Annotated in this window: 13 protein-coding genes and 4 tRNA genes; 12 read left to right on the forward strand and 5 right to left on the reverse strand. The window is 59.8% G+C overall.

All coding sequences use genetic code 11. The features are described from left to right. Nucleotides 1-11: 11 nt before the first annotated feature. Nucleotides 12-221, reverse strand: coding sequence for a hypothetical protein (locus tag HX786_RS28550; RefSeq protein ID WP_003214473.1), 210 nt, complete (start codon nt 219-221; stop codon nt 12-14). A 310-nt stretch (nt 222-531) separates the two neighbouring features. Continuing rightward, the gene (locus HX786_RS28555) at nt 532-1728 is read right to left on the reverse strand and encodes an amino acid aminotransferase (protein WP_178912916.1); all 1197 of its coding nucleotides are present in this window, start codon (nt 1726-1728) and stop codon (nt 532-534) included. Nucleotides 1729-2071: 343 nt separating this feature from the next. On the opposite strand from HX786_RS28555, the gene uvrB reads away from it, so the two are divergent. Then, nucleotides 2072-4087 carry an excinuclease ABC subunit UvrB gene (gene uvrB, locus HX786_RS28560; RefSeq protein ID WP_008438773.1) on the forward strand — a complete coding sequence of 672 codons (2016 nt, stop codon included), beginning with the start codon at nt 2072-2074 and terminating at the stop codon, nt 4085-4087. 106 nt (nt 4088-4193) lie between these two features. On the opposite strand, the gene HX786_RS28565 is transcribed toward uvrB, so the two are convergent. Continuing rightward, the gene (locus HX786_RS28565) at nt 4194-5744 is read right to left on the reverse strand and encodes an MDR family MFS transporter (RefSeq protein ID WP_008438772.1); all 1551 of its coding nucleotides are present in this window, start codon (nt 5742-5744) and stop codon (nt 4194-4196) included. Further along, a complete protein-coding gene (locus HX786_RS28570) occupies nt 5734-6780 on the reverse strand; it encodes an HlyD family secretion protein (protein ID WP_178912917.1) in 1047 nt (348 codons plus the stop codon). The genes HX786_RS28565 and HX786_RS28570 overlap by 11 nt, the downstream gene beginning before the upstream one ends. Nucleotides 6781-6976: 196 nt before the next feature. Here HX786_RS28570 and gltX point away from each other — a divergent pair, with 196 nt between their 5' ends. The 9 genes from gltX to HX786_RS28615 all read left to right on the forward strand — a co-directional run bounded on the left by gltX (nt 6977) and on the right by HX786_RS28615 (nt 12210). Continuing rightward, nucleotides 6977-8458 (forward strand): glutamate--tRNA ligase, encoded by a 1482-nt coding sequence (gene gltX / locus HX786_RS28575; protein ID WP_102368519.1) that lies wholly within the window; start codon nt 6977-6979, stop codon nt 8456-8458. A gap of 147 nt (nt 8459-8605) precedes the next feature. Continuing rightward, a tRNA-Ala gene (locus HX786_RS28580) sits at nt 8606-8681 on the forward strand. Between the two features lie 79 nt (nt 8682-8760). Further along, nucleotides 8761-8836, forward strand: a tRNA-Glu gene (locus tag HX786_RS28585). 50 nt (nt 8837-8886) lie between these two features. After that, a tRNA-Ala gene (locus HX786_RS28590) sits at nt 8887-8962 on the forward strand. 80 nt (nt 8963-9042) lie between these two features. Then, nucleotides 9043-9118 (forward strand) — tRNA-Glu (locus tag HX786_RS28595). A 184-nt stretch (nt 9119-9302) separates the two neighbouring features. Further along, nucleotides 9303-9842, forward strand: coding sequence for a TetR/AcrR family transcriptional regulator (locus HX786_RS28600; protein ID WP_003214462.1), 540 nt, complete (start codon nt 9303-9305; stop codon nt 9840-9842). 28 nt (nt 9843-9870) lie between these two features. Then, nucleotides 9871-10704, forward strand: a complete 834-nt coding sequence (locus HX786_RS28605; RefSeq protein WP_178912918.1) for an alpha/beta hydrolase — start codon at nt 9871-9873, stop codon at nt 10702-10704. 50 nt (nt 10705-10754) lie between these two features. Continuing rightward, entirely contained in the window at nt 10755-11204 is a 450-nt protein-coding gene (locus HX786_RS28610; RefSeq protein WP_177009373.1) for a thioesterase family protein, read from the forward strand. 40 nt (nt 11205-11244) lie between these two features. Continuing rightward, complete coding sequence (locus tag HX786_RS28615; RefSeq protein WP_178912919.1) at nt 11245-12210, forward strand: tRNA-dihydrouridine synthase; 966 nt, start codon at nt 11245-11247, stop codon at nt 12208-12210. A gap of 176 nt (nt 12211-12386) precedes the next feature. Here HX786_RS28615 and HX786_RS28620 read toward each other — a convergent pair whose 3' ends face one another. Beyond that, complete coding sequence (locus HX786_RS28620) at nt 12387-12593, reverse strand: hypothetical protein (RefSeq protein WP_023659019.1); 207 nt, start codon at nt 12591-12593, stop codon at nt 12387-12389. A gap of 162 nt (nt 12594-12755) precedes the next feature. Here HX786_RS28620 and HX786_RS28625 point away from each other — a divergent pair, with 162 nt between their 5' ends. Together HX786_RS28625 and HX786_RS28630 are read left to right on the forward strand one after the other, a co-directional pair. Further along, nucleotides 12756-13883 (forward strand): adhesin, encoded by a 1128-nt coding sequence (locus HX786_RS28625; RefSeq protein ID WP_178912920.1) that lies wholly within the window; start codon nt 12756-12758, stop codon nt 13881-13883. A gap of 64 nt (nt 13884-13947) precedes the next feature. Then, a complete protein-coding gene (locus tag HX786_RS28630) occupies nt 13948-14916 on the forward strand; it encodes a hypothetical protein (RefSeq protein WP_256344008.1) in 969 nt (322 codons plus the stop codon). Nucleotides 14917-14994: the final 78 nt, after the last annotated feature.

The following is a 14994-nucleotide window of genomic DNA, read 5'->3' on the forward strand; positions in this document are numbered from 1 at the left end:
TTTGATCTTTGTCAGCCGCCGAACTGGAAGGTGCCCATGGCCAGCTTGGCCATCAGGGCGCCGGCGCCCAGTTGCACCAGCCATAAGGCCAAACCACCGAGGAATACGCCGAGCGCGACTTGCAGCACCAGGCTTTTCTGGCGCTTGACGGGGGGTGGGCGCGGGGTGAAGTGGTCCAGTTCGTCGCGGTCGGCACGCAGGTCCAGGTCGTCGTTTCTCATAGGATACTCAAGGGGAAGGGACTGTCTTGCTGTCAGTCTAGGGGCAGCGGACTGAAAGCAGCGAATTTTTAGGGGCTGAACACCCGCTCTTGAAGGCAAACCACCCACCCTGTGGCGAGGGAGCTTGCTCCCGCTGGGCTGCGCAGCAGCCCCAGTTCAGGCACCGCATTCATTCATAAAGTTCACGGTGGCAGGTTTTGGGGCCGCTTCGCCGCCCAGCGGGAGCAAGCTCCCTCGCCACAGGAGGCGCGGTTTTCAGAATGAAAAAGGGGAAGCCACCGGCTTCCCCTTTTTTTGCATCACAACAGGCTTACAGCACCTGAACGATGGCCTTGGTCACGGCATCGATGTTCTTCTGGTTCAACGCCGCCACACAGATACGACCGGTATCCAGCGCGTAGATACCAAACTCGCTACGCAGGCGTGTCACTTGTTCAACGCTCAGGCCGGAGTAGGAGAACATCCCGCGCTGGCGACCGACGAAGCTGAAGTCGTGGCCCGGAGCAGCCTTGGCCAGGTCAGCCACCATCTGCTCGCGCATGCCGCGAATGCGCAGGCGCATTTCCGCCAGTTCCGCTTCCCACTGGGCGCGCAGCTCAGGGTTGTTCAGCACCGCTGCCACGATCGCCGCGCCGTGGGTCGGCGGGTTGGAGTAGTTGGTGCGGATCACACGCTTGACCTGGGACAGGATGCGCGCGCTTTCTTCCTTGGAGTCGGTGACGATGGACAGGGCGCCCACGCGCTCGCCGTACAGCGAGAACGACTTGGAGAACGAGCTGGACACAAAGAAAGTCAGGCCCGACTCGGCGAACAGGCGCACCGCAGCGGCGTCTTCGTCGATGCCGTCGCCAAAGCCCTGGTAGGCCATGTCGAGGAACGGCACGAGGTTTTTCGCCTTGACCACGTCCAGCACTTGTTGCCAGTCGGCCGGGCTCAGGTCGACGCCGGTCGGGTTGTGGCAGCAGGCGTGCAGCACGACGATGGACTGTGGCGGCAGGGCGTTGAGGTCTTCCAGCAGGCCGGCGCGGTTTACGTCGTGGGTGGCGGCGTCGTAGTAACGATAGGTTTGCATCGGAAAGCCGGCTTTTTCGAACAGCGCCTGGTGGTTTTCCCAGCTCGGGTCGCTGATGGCGACGACGGCGTTGGGCAGCAGTTGCTTGAGGAAGTCAGCGCCGATTTTCAGGGCGCCGGTGCCGCCGACCGCTTGGGCGGTGATGACGCGGCCGGAGCTGATCAGCGGCGATTGCGCGCCGAACAGCAGCTTTTGCACGGCCTGGTCGTAGGCGACAATACCGTCGATCGGCAAGTAGCCACGGGCGGCGTGTTGCGCCACGCGAATGGCTTCCGCTTCGGCAACGGCACGCAAGAGTGGAATCTTCCCCTCCTCGTTGCAGTAAACGCCCACGCCAAGGTTCACCTTGGTGGTTCGGGTATCGGCGTTGAATGCTTCGTTGAGGCCCAGGATTGGATCGCGTGGTGCCATTTCGACAGCGGAGAACAGGCTCATTTTTGCGGCAGCTCTATAGAGAGTGGAGGGACGTGTCGCGCTCCAGCCGAATGCACTAGAGCGGTGCACAAACGGGGAGCTAGTATAGAGGCCATCACTGCTCACGGCGACAGCCGAAACGGCTTTTCGGCCAAGTTTTTCGGTTTATTTACCGACCGTTAGTCTTATTGCAACATGGGTGACCAACGGCATGTAGGACGATTGCCTTGAAACCCGTCACATTCGCCTCCACTTCTACAGCTATCATGGTTTTTTCCTGCAACCTGCGCCGAACAGTCGCGGGTCGCGGTCTTTTTCGTCCCCGTTGCTTTTTCCGGCCCCGGGGTGACTCAAGAGGTACGTTATGTCGGATTTCCAGCTAGTCACCCGCTTCGAGCCTGCCGGCGATCAACCGGAAGCCATCCGCCTGATGGTCGAAGGCATTGAGGCCGGCCTCGCGCACCAGACCTTGCTCGGGGTGACCGGCTCCGGCAAGACTTTCAGCATCGCCAACGTGATCGCCCAGGTGAACCGCCCGACCCTGGTGCTGGCGCCGAACAAGACCCTGGCCGCGCAGTTGTATGGCGAGTTCAAGGCGTTCTTCCCGAACAACGCGGTGGAGTACTTCGTTTCCTACTACGACTACTACCAGCCGGAAGCCTACGTGCCGTCGTCCGACACCTTTATCGAGAAAGACGCCTCGATCAACGACCACATCGAGCAGATGCGGCTCTCGGCGACCAAGGCGCTGCTGGAACGCAAGGACGCGATCATCGTCACCACGGTGTCGTGCATCTATGGCTTGGGCAGCCCGGAAACCTATTTGAAGATGGTGCTGCACGTCGACCGCGGCGACAAACTCGACCAGCGCGAACTGTTGCGTCGCCTGACGAGCCTGCAATACACCCGCAACGACATAGACTTCGCCCGGGCGAGCTTCCGCGTGCGCGGCGATGTGATCGACATCTACCCGGCGGAATCCGACCTGGAAGCGATCCGCATCGAGCTGTTCGACGATGAAGTCGAGAGCCTGTCGGCCTTCGACCCGTTGACCGGCGAAGTGATCCGCAAGCTGCCGCGCTTCACCTTCTACCCGAAAAGCCACTACGTGACCCCGCGCGAAACCCTGATGGGCGCCATCGAGGGCATCAAGGCTGAGCTGGTGGAGCGCCTGGAATACCTGCGTTCCAACAACAAGCTGGTGGAAGCCCAGCGCCTGGAACAGCGCACCCGCTTCGACCTGGAGATGATCCTCGAGCTGGGCTACTGCAACGGCATCGAAAACTACTCGCGCTACCTCTCGGGCCGCGAGTCCGGGCAGGCGCCACCTACCTTGTTCGATTACCTGCCGGACGATGCCTTGCTGGTGATCGACGAGTCCCACGTCAGCGTGCCGCAGGTGGGCGCGATGTACAAAGGTGACCGTTCCCGTAAAGAGACCCTGGTGGAATACGGCTTCCGCCTGCCATCGGCGCTGGATAACCGGCCGATGCGTTTTGACGAGTTCGAAGGCATCAGCCCGCAGACGATTTTTGTCTCGGCCACGCCGGGTAACTACGAGGCCGAACATGCCGGGCGTGTGATTGAGCAACTGGTGCGCCCGACCGGCCTGGTGGACCCGCAAATCGAAATCCGCCCGGCGCTGACTCAGGTGGATGACTTGCTCTCGGAAATCACCAAGCGCGTGGCCCTGGAGGAGCGGGTGCTGGTCACCACGCTGACCAAGCGCATGTCCGAAGACTTGACCGATTACCTGGCCGACCACGGCGTGCGCGTGCGCTATTTGCACTCGGACATCGACACCGTGGAGCGCGTGGAAATCATCCGCGACCTGCGCCTGGGGGCGTTCGATGTGCTGGTGGGGATCAACCTGCTGCGTGAAGGCCTGGATATGCCGGAAGTGTCCCTGGTGGCGATTCTGGATGCGGACAAGGAAGGCTTCCTGCGGTCCGAGCGCTCGTTGATCCAGACCATTGGCCGGGCGGCGCGCAACCTGAATGGCCGGGCGATTCTGTATGCGGACCGGATTACCGGTTCCATGGAACGGGCGATTGGCGAGACCGAGCGTCGTCGCGACAAGCAGATTGCCTACAACCTTGAGCATGGCATCACGCCGAAGGGTGTGTTCAAGGACGTGGCCGACATCATGGAAGGCGCAACGGTGCCGGGTTCGCGCAGCAAGAAGCGCAAGGGTATGGCCAAGGCTGCGGAGGAGAATGCCAAGTACGAAGCGGAATTGCGTTCGCCGAGCGAGATCACCAAGCGTATTCGCCAGCTGGAAGAGAAGATGTACCAGTTGGCGCGGGATCTGGAGTTTGAAGCGGCGGCGCAGATGCGCGATGAGATTGGCAAGTTGCGGGAGCGGTTGCTGGCGGTCTGATGATCGTTCCCACGCTCTGCGTGGGAAAGCAGCCCGGGACGCTCTGCGTCCCAAGAGCGGACGCGGAGCGTCCAGTGAGGCATTCNNTCCCTCGCCACAGGTTATTTCAGTGGGCTTCCCCAGCCTTAAGCCCCGCCGGCAACGCCTTGGTCAACAAGATCGCCACCATACTGATCCCCAGCGCCAACCCTACAAAATGGAACGCATCGTTGTAAGCCATGATCTGCGCCTGCTGATGCGCTATCTCACTCAACTTGCCCAACGCCGCCGTCTCACTCCCAAACGTCTCCGTCAGCCTGGCCATGCGCTCTGCCACCTGTGGATTGGTCGGCACAATCGCCTCACGCAGGTAATCAAAGTAGGTCTTGGTGCGTGCATCCAGCAGCGTCGCCAGCAACGCAATCCCGATCGCCCCGCCCAGGTTTCGCAGGATATTGAACAGGCTCGACGCCGACCCCGCGTCCTTCTGCATGATGTATGCCGTGGCAATCAACGAAATTGTCACCATGATCAACGGCTGCCCCAACGCACGGATGATCTGGATGCGGTTGAACTGGTCGCCGGCAAAGTCCGGGTTCAGCACCCCCGATGAAAAACTCGCCAACCCGAACAGCCCGAACCCCAGCGTACATAGCCATTTGGGCGACACGTATTTCATCAGCTTGGGCACCAGCGGAATCAAAAACAGCTGCGGAACCCCCATCCACATGATCACTTCGCCGATTTGCAGGGCGTTGTAGTTCTGGATCTGCGCCAGGTACAGCGGCAGCAGATAAATCGAGCCATACAACCCCACGCCCATCCCCAGGCTCGAAATACTCGATAGCCCGAAATTACGATTGCCGAGGATGCGCAGGTTGATCAGCGGGTTGGGCTTGGACATCTGCACGATCACAAAGGTGATCAGGCTGAGCAGGGCGACAGTGCCCAAGCTGACAATCAGGCTGGATTCCAGCCAGTCCTTGCGATGGCCTTCTTCCAGAAACACCTGCAAACACCCAAGGCCCACGGCCATGGTGACGATGCCAAGATAGTCGGTGCTTTTGAGCAGGTCCCAGTTGGAGTCCTTTTTCTCCAGGCCGTACAGCAGCCCGGCGATCATGATCAGGCCCGGTGGGATGTTGATGTAGAAGATGTATTCCCAACCCCAGTTTTCCGTGAGCCAACCGCCAATGGTCGGGCCGATGGACGGGGCGAAGGTGGCGGTCATGGCGAACATGGCCATGCCTTTGGCGCGGTGATGTTCGGGCAGCTTGATCAGCGTGAGGGTGAACGCCAGGGGGATCAGCGCGCCGCCGGTAAAGCCCTGCAGCGCGCGGAATACGATCATGCTTTCCAGGCTCCAGGCCATGGAGCACATCAGCGAGGCGATCAGGAACCCGCCCGAGACCCACACCGCCAGCCGACGCGCCGACAGCAGCTGCACCAGCCAGGCGGTGAGGGGGATCATGATGATTTCGGCCACAAGGTAGGAGGTGGAAATCCACGAACCTTCTTCCAGGGTGGCCGACAGCGCGCCCTGGATGTCCTTGAGGGACGAGTTGGTGATCTGGATGTCGAGCACTGCCATGAAGGCGCCGAGCATCACGCTCATGACTGCTATCCAGTCGCGCCGGCTCGGCTCGCCTACCGGCGGCAGCAGTTGATCACCGGCCATCTTGCGGGTCTTGGATGTTCACTTTGACCGTCACCGACATGCCCGGGCGGATTTTGCCCTGCAGCGGGTTGTCGGTGGCGAAGGTCAGTTTGACCGGAATCCGTTGTACGACTTTGGTGAAGTTGCCCGTGGCATTGTCCGGTGGCAGCAGGCTGAATTGCGCGCCGGAGGCGCCGAACAGGTTGGCGACGCGGCCTTCGATCGGAGTATCGCTGTAGGCGTCGAATGTCAGCTCGGCCTTTTGCCCAGGCTGCATGTGGCCGATCTGGGTTTCCTTGAAGTTGGCCTGCACCCAGATGTCCTGGTCCGGGACGATCGACAGCAGGTAGGCGCCGGCCTGTACGTATTGACCGTTGCGCGCGGCACGCTGGCCGATCAGGCCGCTGGTGGGCGCGTGGATTTCGCTGCGGGTCAGGTTCAGTTCGGCCTGGGCCAGGTCGGTCCTGGCGTTGGCGATCATCGCGTCGAGGCGCTTGATCTCGGCGTTCAGGGCGTTGACCTGCTGGCGCTGGCCCTGCAGGTCGGCCTGGGCCATGGTCACCTGGGAGCGGGCGATGTGGTTGTCGGCGTCGAGGGTGGTGACCCGTTCTTCGGAGACATAGCCGGGTTTGCGCAGGGTTTGTGCGCGGTTCAGGTCGATCTGCGAGCGGCCGAGGGTGGCCTGGCTGGACGAGACCTTGGCTGCACCGGCGGCGATCAGGCTGGCTTGCTGGGTCAGTTTGCTCTGGGCCTGCACACGCTCGGCTTCGCGCATGGCCAGGGCGGCGTTGGCGCGGTCGACGGCGAGGTGGAAGTCGTCGCCTTCGAGCTTGACCAGCAGTTGGCCTTTTTCCACGTGCTCGTTGTCGCCCACCAGCACCTCGACGATGCGCGCACCCAGCTGGCTGGAGACCCGGGTGATCTCGCCCTGGACGTAGGCGTTGTCGGTGCTTTCATAAAAACGGCCCTTGAAGAACCACTGGGCGAAAAAGCCCGCGGCGATCAGGACCACGATAAACAGGAAGATAAACAGGCGGCGTTTGAGCGGGGCAGGCATGGCAATAATGTCGTCGACAAAAGGTAATGGAATATATCCAGCGAACGGTCTGGCAAATAGCCATGTCGAGACTTGAGACCGGAGCTTGTCTCATATGCCCTTTGTTCGCCTCCCCACGCTGGAGCCTAAGGGCTTGGGGCTGTTACCATTCGCCCCTTGTTTCATTTTCAGTTTTATCGCCAATTCGAGACCCGCCATGACCACCGTCCGCACGCGCATCGCGCCATCGCCTACTGGGGATCCCCACGTAGGTACTGCTTACATCGCCTTGTTCAACTACTGCTTTGCCAAGCAGCATGGCGGTGAATTCATCCTGCGGATCGAAGACACCGATCAACTGCGCTCCACGCGCGAGTCGGAACAGCAGATTTTCGATGCCCTGCGCTGGTTGGGCATTACCTGGGCTGAAGGCCCGGACGTCGGCGGCCCCCACGGCCCGTATCGCCAGAGCGAGCGCAGCGACATCTACAAGCAGTACACCCAGCAACTGGTCGACATGGGCCACGCCTTCCCGTGCTTCTGCACCGCCGAAGAGCTGGACCAGATGCGTGCCGAGCAACAGGCCCGTGGTGAAACCCCGCGCTATGACGGCCGCGCACTGCTGCTGTCGAAGGAAGAAGTGGCCCGGCGCCTGGCTGCCGGCGAGCCGCACGTTATCCGTATGAAGGTGCCGAGCGAAGGCGTGTGCGTGGTGCCGGACATGCTGCGCGGTGACGTCGAGATCCCGTGGGACCGCATGGACATGCAAGTGCTGATGAAGACCGACGGCCTGCCGACGTACTTCCTGGCCAACGTGGTGGACGACCACCTGATGGGCATCACCCACGTACTGCGTGGCGAAGAGTGGCTGCCATCGGCGCCGAAACTGATCCTGCTGTACGAGTACTTCGGCTGGGAACAACCGCAGCTGTGCTACATGCCGCTGCTGCGTAACCCGGACAAGAGCAAGCTGTCCAAGCGCAAGAACCCGACCTCGGTGACCTTCTACGAGCGCATGGGCTTCATGCCCGAAGCGATGCTCAACTACCTGGGCCGCATGGGCTGGTCGATGCCGGACGAGCGCGAGAAGTTCTCGTTGCAGGAAATGGTCGATCACTTCGACCTGTCTCGTGTGTCCCTGGGTGGGCCGATCTTCGACATCGAGAAACTGTCGTGGCTCAACGGCCAGTGGCTGCGTGACCTGCCGGTGGAAGAGTTCGCCAGCCGCGTGCAGCAGTGGGCGTTGAACCCCGAGTACATGATGAAGATCGCGCCGCTGGTGCAGGGCAGGGTGGAGACCTTCAGCCAGGTCGCACCGTTGGCGAGTTTCTTCTTTGCCGGTGGCGTGAACCCGGACGTGAAGCTGTTTGAGTCGAAGAAACTCTCGGGTGACCAGGTTCGCCAGTTAATGCAGTTGATCCTGTGGAAGCTCGAAAGCCTGCGCCAGTGGGAGAAGGATGCGATTACCGCGACTATCCAGGCGGTGGTTGAATCCCTGGAGCTGAAATTGCGCGATGCCATGCCGCTGATGTTTGCCGCGATCACCGGGCAGGCGAGTTCGGTGTCGGTGCTCGATGCGATGGAAATTCTGGGCCCGGACCTGACTCGCTTCCGTCTGCGCCAAGCCCTTGATTTGCTTGGTGGTGTGTCGAAGAAAGAAAACAAGGAATGGGAAAAGCTGCTGGGCGCTATCGCTTAAGCACGCTGTTGTAACGGCCAAACCCCGGTTTTCCGGGGTTTGCTCGGTAAGTGATTGTTATCTCGGCAAAAAATTTTGAAAATTGTTGAAAATAAATTTGACACGTTTCGAATACGCCATTAAGATTCGCCCCGTCCTCACCGACGAGGGGCTATAGCTCAGCTGGGAGAGCGCTTGCATGGCATGCAAGAGGTCAACGGTTCGATCCCGTTTAGCTCCACCAATTTACAGGTTCAAGGTCTGGCCACACCGTCCTTGAATTCGATCAGACTCAGCCTGATCACGTTGTATAGAAGGTTTGTGTCCCCTTCGTCTAGTGGCCTAGGACACCGCCCTTTCACGGCGGTAACAGGGGTTCGAGTCCCCTAGGGGACGCCAGTTTCAACAAGCAGTTCGAAAGGTCTGCTGCGCCGCGAGGCGAAAAATCCGGGGCTATAGCTCAGCTGGGAGAGCGCTTGCATGGCATGCAAGAGGTCAACGGTTCGATCCCGTTTAGCTCCACCAATTTACAGGTTCAAGGTCTGGCCACACCGTCCTTGAATTCGATCAGTTCTCAGCGCTGATCAGTTGTACAGAAGGTTTGTGTCCCCTTCGTCTAGTGGCCTAGGACACCGCCCTTTCACGGCGGTAACAGGGGTTCGAGTCCCCTAGGGGACGCCACGATTACCCGCTCTGCGGGATTTTTAAGGGTCATTCAATTATTGAATGGCCCTTTTGTTTGTCTGGCGTTTGGCCAATCCTCCTTCCTTTTTCCCTGAATGTTCTTCTGACCAATGGTCATGCCTGTGGCTTGCGAAATATTATTATGGTAATAATATTCGAAGCATGAGATTCGGAGGCAACGATGAACGATAAAAAAGCGCAAACCCGCGAACGCATTCTGCAAGCGGCCGGCGCCGCCCTGGTACAACGCGGCCCGGCCGAGCCGAGTGTGGGCGAAGTGATGGGCGCGGCGGGGCTCACCGTCGGCGGTTTCTACGCGCACTTTGAAAGCAAGGACGCACTGATGCTGGAGGCCTTCACCGAGTTGCTGGCCCGGCGTCGCGCCGCCGTCGATGACATGGACTCCTCGCTGACCGGTGAAGAGCGTCGCGCGCTGGTCGCAGCGTTCTACCTGTCGCGTAAACACCGTGACTCCACCAGCCAGGCGTGCCCGATCCCGTCCACCGTGGGCGAGATGAGCCGCCTGCCGGACGAATTTCGCCAGGCCTTGAACGAACACTGCGAACTGATGGCGGCACAGCTGGCCGCCAGCCCGGAAGACACCGACAAGGCCTTGGCCGACATGGCACTGATGATCGGTGGCTTGTCGCTGGCCCGCGCCCTGGGCCCGGGTGAGTTATCGGATCGTGTATTGCGTGCGGCCAAGTCCGCAGTGCGTTAAGAACGGCTTCTGGCCTGAGGGATGAGCGATGGGCACGTTGAAATGGATTCGTGGCGTCAATGGCACCTTGGGCCGGCTGGCGCCGCAAACGGTGGCCAGCAAGATGCGTCGGGTGTTCATGACGCCTCGCGATTTGCCGCCCCGTGACTGGGAGCTGCCGCTGCTGGCGCAGTCCGAGCGCATCACTTTGCGTTTCGGCCTGTCGGCGCTGAAGTGGGGCCAGGGCCCTGCGGTGCTGTTGATGCACGGCTGGGAAGGGCGCCCAACGCAATTCGCCAGCCTGATCAGCGCATTGGTGGAGGCGGGTTATTCGGTGGTTGCGCTGGATGGTCCGGCTCACGGGCGTTCGCCGGGGCGCGAAGCCCATGTGCTGCTGTTTGCCCGTGCCATGCTGGAAGCGGCTGCCGAACTGCCACCGCTGCATGCGGTTGTCGGTCACTCCATGGGTGGGGCCAGCGCGATGTTGGCGGTGCAGTTGGGCTTGCGCACCAAGGCGTTGGTCAGCATCGCCGCACCCTCGCGGTTTCTCGACGTACTGCGCGGCTTTGCCGGCATGGTCGGTTTGCCGGCGCGAGCGCGTTCGGCGTTTATCCAGGAGGTCGAGCTGACGATGGGCATGCCTCTCAAGCACCTCGATGTCGCCCACTATCAAATGAATATCCCGGGCCTGATCGTGCATGCCGAAGACGATACCTTCGTCTCGGTCAAGGCTTGCCAGCTCATCCATGACGCCTGGTTCGACAGCCGCCTGCTGCGCCTGGAGCAGGGCGGGCACCAGAAAGTGCTGGCGGATCCGCGTGTGATCGAAGGCGTGCTGGCGCTGCTGGCCGGCCGCCACGTGCCGGAGCGCCAAACCGCCTGAGCCATGGGTTACACTGCTCGCCGCCGACATTAATCGACCGGGAGCACCCCATGGGCTGGGATTTGGCAACGCCATTTATCATTGATCTGCAGGTCGGTGCCGAAGACATCGACGGTCTGGGGCACGCCAACAACGCCGTTTACGTGTCCTGGCTCGAACGCTGCGCCTGGCGCCATTCCCAGCGCCTGGGGCTGGACCTTAGCGAGTACCGCAGGCTGGATCGCGCGATGGCCGTGGTGCGTCATGAGATCGATTACCTCGCCGCCGGTTACGAAGGCGATGAGCTGCAGTTGGCGACCTGGATCGTCGACTGGGACCAGCGCCTGAAAATGACCCGACGCTTCCAGCTGGTACGCCCGCGTGATGGCGCTACCTTGCTGCGAGCGCAAACCACCTTTGTCTGCATCGAACTGTCCAGCGGCAAGCCCAAGCGCATGCCGTCGGAATTTCTTGAGGGTTATGGCCCTGCGCTGCAAGGCGAATTACCTGCCAGCGTCTGAAACCAGTAAACTGCGCCACGTTTTTCGTTGAGTGTTTTCCATGCAAATTGCTTTGGCGCCCATGGAGGGGTTGGTCGACAACATCCTGCGGGACGTGCTGACCCGGGTCGGTGGTATTGATTGGTGCGTGACCGAGTTCATCCGGGTCAACGACCGCTTGCTGACGCCTGCCTATTTCCACAAACTCGCCCCTGAGTTGCTGCACGGTGCCAAGACCGCTGCCGGCGTGCCGCTGCGTGTGCAGTTACTCGGTTCAGACCCGGTGTGTTTGGCGGAAAACGCCGCCCTGGCGTGTGAGCTGGGCTCTCAGGTGGTTGACCTCAACTTCGGTTGCCCGGCCAAGACCGTGAACAAGTCCCGTGGCGGTGCGGTGCTGCTCAAGGAGCCGGAGCTGCTTAACCAGATCGTCGAACACGTACGGCGTGCGGTGCCGGCACATATTCCCGTCACGGCCAAGATGCGCCTGGGCTTCGACAGCCCCGACGGTGCCCTGGTGTGCGCCACGGCCCTGGCCGAAGGCGGCGCAGCGCATATCGTGGTGCATGCCCGCACCAAGGCTGACGGCTACAAACCTCCGGCGCATTGGGAGTGGATCCCGCGTGTGCAAGAGGTGGTCAAGGTGCCAGTGTTCGCCAACGGTGATATCTGGAGCGTTGAAGACTGGCGGCGGTGTCGCGAAATCAGTGGTGTCGAAGACATCATGCTCGGTCGCGGCCTGGTGGCTCGTCCCGACCTGGCCCGGCAGATTGCTGCCGCGCGGGCCGGGGAAGAGGTGGTCGAGATGACTTGGGCGCAGATGCAACCCATGCTCCAGGAATTCTGGCGGCAATCCGTTGAGCAATTGACCGAGCGTCAGGCGCCGGGACGCTTGAAGCAATGGCTGGCGATGCTGACCCGCAACTATCCCGAAGCAGTTGAACTATTTACGCTGATGCGGCGGGAAACCGACCTGGAGCAGGTAGGACGATTGTTAGGGGGGCCTGATTCGGTTGCGCTGCAAAATTGAGTACATATATATAAGCGTTTCAATTCAGTAGGAAAGGGTGCCGTGGGCGCCCTTTTTTTTGCTTGAAATAAGGCCACGGATCGTTAACAGCGAGTGTTTGTGGGCACGTGACTAGAGCTTTTTGATTGCTTTATATATGTGAGCAAGTTTCTTGTTTGCTACAGAGTCTTGCGGTGTCAGCGGCGCATATTTTTAAGTTTTTTTAGTTGGAGTATGAGGGGCGCGCGCAATAACACAGATATGAATGACTGGCGTGGGTGAGTGATTTCATCAATTTGCCTTAACGGCTGACTGTTGCCTGATATATCCATTTTGCCCACGGCGACCACTGGGTAAGCATGATGTTTTACGGAAAGTCCATAGGATAAAGTCTCTATTTTCATTTGATTTCCTTATGTGAAGGCCGATTTTCGGAACCCGATGCTCGCAACACCCACGAAAGTAGGGAGTGTGCAGCACTCGGGTTTGTTTCCAGTCCAGAACCTGGACGGTCTGTTTGCAGACCGCTGAAGGAGTTTTGGCAATCACTGAATAAGGATTTGTTTATGTCTAATTTGTCGGTCAATAATTTCCCTCGCTTGACTAATGACTTCAATCAGCAGAATGCAGACCTGCCAAAGTCTGTCGACAAGAGCGCCGGCGAAATCCGGGCGAATACGCCCGGCACAGTATTGAAAAACAATCCCGCCGTGGTGACGGATGGAACCTTCACCTTCAACAAGGATGCACTCGAGAAGTTGTTCGAGTTGTTTGAATATGCATTCAAGGCCATACGGAACATGCTGTCCGGACAGGGCGGGATGCCCAAGTTGGTACCCGATGCTGGCCCGCTGCCTAAACCCGAGAAGAGTAGCGATACTCCAGTGAAGGATAAGGCGGACAGTAAATCGAATGTGCCGGACACTGCGGCCAAGGACAAGGCGGGGACTGATTCGCAAGTGCCGAACACTGTAGCCAAGGACAAAGCCGAGACCAACTTGCCGGTATTGAACACTGCACTCAAGGACAAGTCCGGTACCAACCCTGAGGTGTCGGTACAGAAAGACAAGCCAGCAAACAATCCAGCGTTCCCGAGTTCCGAGGTTAAGGTAACGCCTAAACCCCTGCCAGAGCCCCGCCGGCCAGACCCCGCATCGGGCAAGGACGTGCAGCCGAACGCCCGGAGCAGTTCCGACGTGAACGTCACGGTCCAAGTGATGAACTGCCATTGCCCTCACCCGGATGCAACGAAGCCGGTCCCGCCAAAGCCCGATGCACCGGTCCCGCCGAAGCCAGACGTGCCAGTTCCGCCGAAGCCCGATGCACCGGTCCCGCCGAAGCCGGACGTGCCGGTCCCGCCTAAGCCCGATGCACCGGTCCCGCCGAAGCCAGACGTGCCAGTTCCGCCGAAGCCCGATGCACCGGTCCCGCCGAAGCCAGACGTGCCGGTTCCGCCGAAGCTCGATGCACCGGTCCCGCCGAAGCCAGACGTGCCAGTTCCGCCGAAGCCAGACGCTCCGGTCCCACCGAAGCCGGATGCGCCTAAACCAGATGCTCCGAAGCCGGATAAGCCGGAGCCGGACATCACTTCGCCAGGGCCGTCTGAGGATTTCTTTGAGTTCGAAACCAGCGGCAGGCGTCGAGCGTTCGACAACGACTGGCGGTTTAATCCCGGCCGCCGGATAAGCAGGTAAGTCGGCCACTTCCTCAGTTTTTTTCAACAAGGCGCTCCCGATAAAAACCGTCGGGGGGCCCTTGATGAAGGATGGTTATATGTCTTGTTCAGAAATCAATAATGCGGGCGCGGTCAGAAACTATTATCAACATTCGCAAACCGGCAACACACCAGGACGATCGGTTCCCGTGCAGCCGGTATTCGTTAATAACCAAGTCCTCTCATCGTTCGGTAATAACGATCAAAGTACCGTTGGGAACACAGCCAGCGACACCCCGCTGTTAGCAAAGCTCCTCGAACTGTTCACCCAGTTTTTTACACAGTTGCAAGGCCTGCTGGCGGGCAAGGAACTGGCGAATACAGTGGCGACCAAGGTAACGCCTGCACCCCCGCCGGCAGTGCTGCCCAAGCCGGATGCACCCCTGCCGGATCCAACACAGCAGCCGCTCCCTGATCTGTCCGATAAGCGCAACGGCGCCAAGCCGGCAAATATATGGAACGGTTTTCGCCAGGGCCCTGACGGTAATTGCGTGACCATTTCGGCGATCAAGGCGGCGATGGCGAAGTTCGGTCAAAGCCCGACCGATATCTTCAAGTCTGTTCAAGCCAAGGGTGATGGCTATCACATTGTCATGCGTGACGGGTACGCGCTGGATTTGAGCAAGGATGAATTGGCCCAAGCCAGGCGTGGCTCGAAGTTTGTCCCGATGCGCGATCCCGGCATGCTCAAGGATGCGCACTTTCTATTTGCCGTCAGCGCCAAGCGAGCGATGCTGGAAAACAATGACGGGACTGCAGGCAGGAGCTTTCAATCCGCGATTAACAGCCTCAACGACGGTGAGGACGAAACGGGGCCCGGGGAAGGCTTCAAGCGTCTGGGCTTGCGCCAGCATATGAAAGAAGTTCCGGTCAGTGCGTTTGCTGATAAATCATTGATCGGTATGGTCAACAGGAGCAGGCACTCTGTAGCAGTGGTTGATGGGTGTGAGGAGATGTATGGGACTAAAGCGGGAAGACCGCGGTTTGGACGGGCTATTGCATTGGTTGGCTAACGGGCCGTCCATAAAACAATAAGAAGATGATCGTTGCTGCGCAACACGTTAAATCTATAACTAGATCTTGTTGAACTT

Source organism: Pseudomonas sp. 21615526 (assembly GCF_013386245.1).
Taxonomy (GTDB): Bacteria; Pseudomonadota; Gammaproteobacteria; order Pseudomonadales; family Pseudomonadaceae; genus Aquipseudomonas.

What these genes read in the sequence shown, in the direction of transcription:
- HX786_RS28630 (WP_256344008.1), top strand. Translation starts at nt 13,948, where the DNA reads ATGAAGGATGGTTATATGTCTTGTTCAGAAATCAATAATGCGGGCGCG.
- gltX (WP_102368519.1), top strand. Translation starts at nt 6,977, where the DNA reads ATGACCACCGTCCGCACGCGCATCGCGCCATCGCCTACTGGGGATCCC.
- HX786_RS28555 (WP_178912916.1), bottom strand. Translation starts at nt 1,728, where the DNA reads ATGAGCCTGTTCTCCGCTGTCGAAATGGCACCACGCGATCCAATCCTG.
- HX786_RS28600 (WP_003214462.1), top strand. Translation starts at nt 9,303, where the DNA reads ATGAACGATAAAAAAGCGCAAACCCGCGAACGCATTCTGCAAGCGGCC.
- HX786_RS28615 (WP_178912919.1), top strand. Translation starts at nt 11,245, where the DNA reads ATGCAAATTGCTTTGGCGCCCATGGAGGGGTTGGTCGACAACATCCTG.
- HX786_RS28570 (WP_178912917.1), bottom strand. Translation starts at nt 6,780, where the DNA reads ATGCCTGCCCCGCTCAAACGCCGCCTGTTTATCTTCCTGTTTATCGTG.
- HX786_RS28550 (WP_003214473.1), bottom strand. Translation starts at nt 221, where the DNA reads ATGAGAAACGACGACCTGGACCTGCGTGCCGACCGCGACGAACTGGAC.
- HX786_RS28625 (WP_178912920.1), top strand. Translation starts at nt 12,756, where the DNA reads ATGTCTAATTTGTCGGTCAATAATTTCCCTCGCTTGACTAATGACTTC.
- HX786_RS28610 (WP_177009373.1), top strand. Translation starts at nt 10,755, where the DNA reads ATGGGCTGGGATTTGGCAACGCCATTTATCATTGATCTGCAGGTCGGT.
- uvrB (WP_008438773.1), top strand. Translation starts at nt 2,072, where the DNA reads ATGTCGGATTTCCAGCTAGTCACCCGCTTCGAGCCTGCCGGCGATCAA.
- HX786_RS28620 (WP_023659019.1), bottom strand. Translation starts at nt 12,593, where the DNA reads ATGAAAATAGAGACTTTATCCTATGGACTTTCCGTAAAACATCATGCT.
- HX786_RS28565 (WP_008438772.1), bottom strand. Translation starts at nt 5,744, where the DNA reads ATGGCCGGTGATCAACTGCTGCCGCCGGTAGGCGAGCCGAGCCGGCGC.
- HX786_RS28605 (WP_178912918.1), top strand. Translation starts at nt 9,871, where the DNA reads ATGGGCACGTTGAAATGGATTCGTGGCGTCAATGGCACCTTGGGCCGG.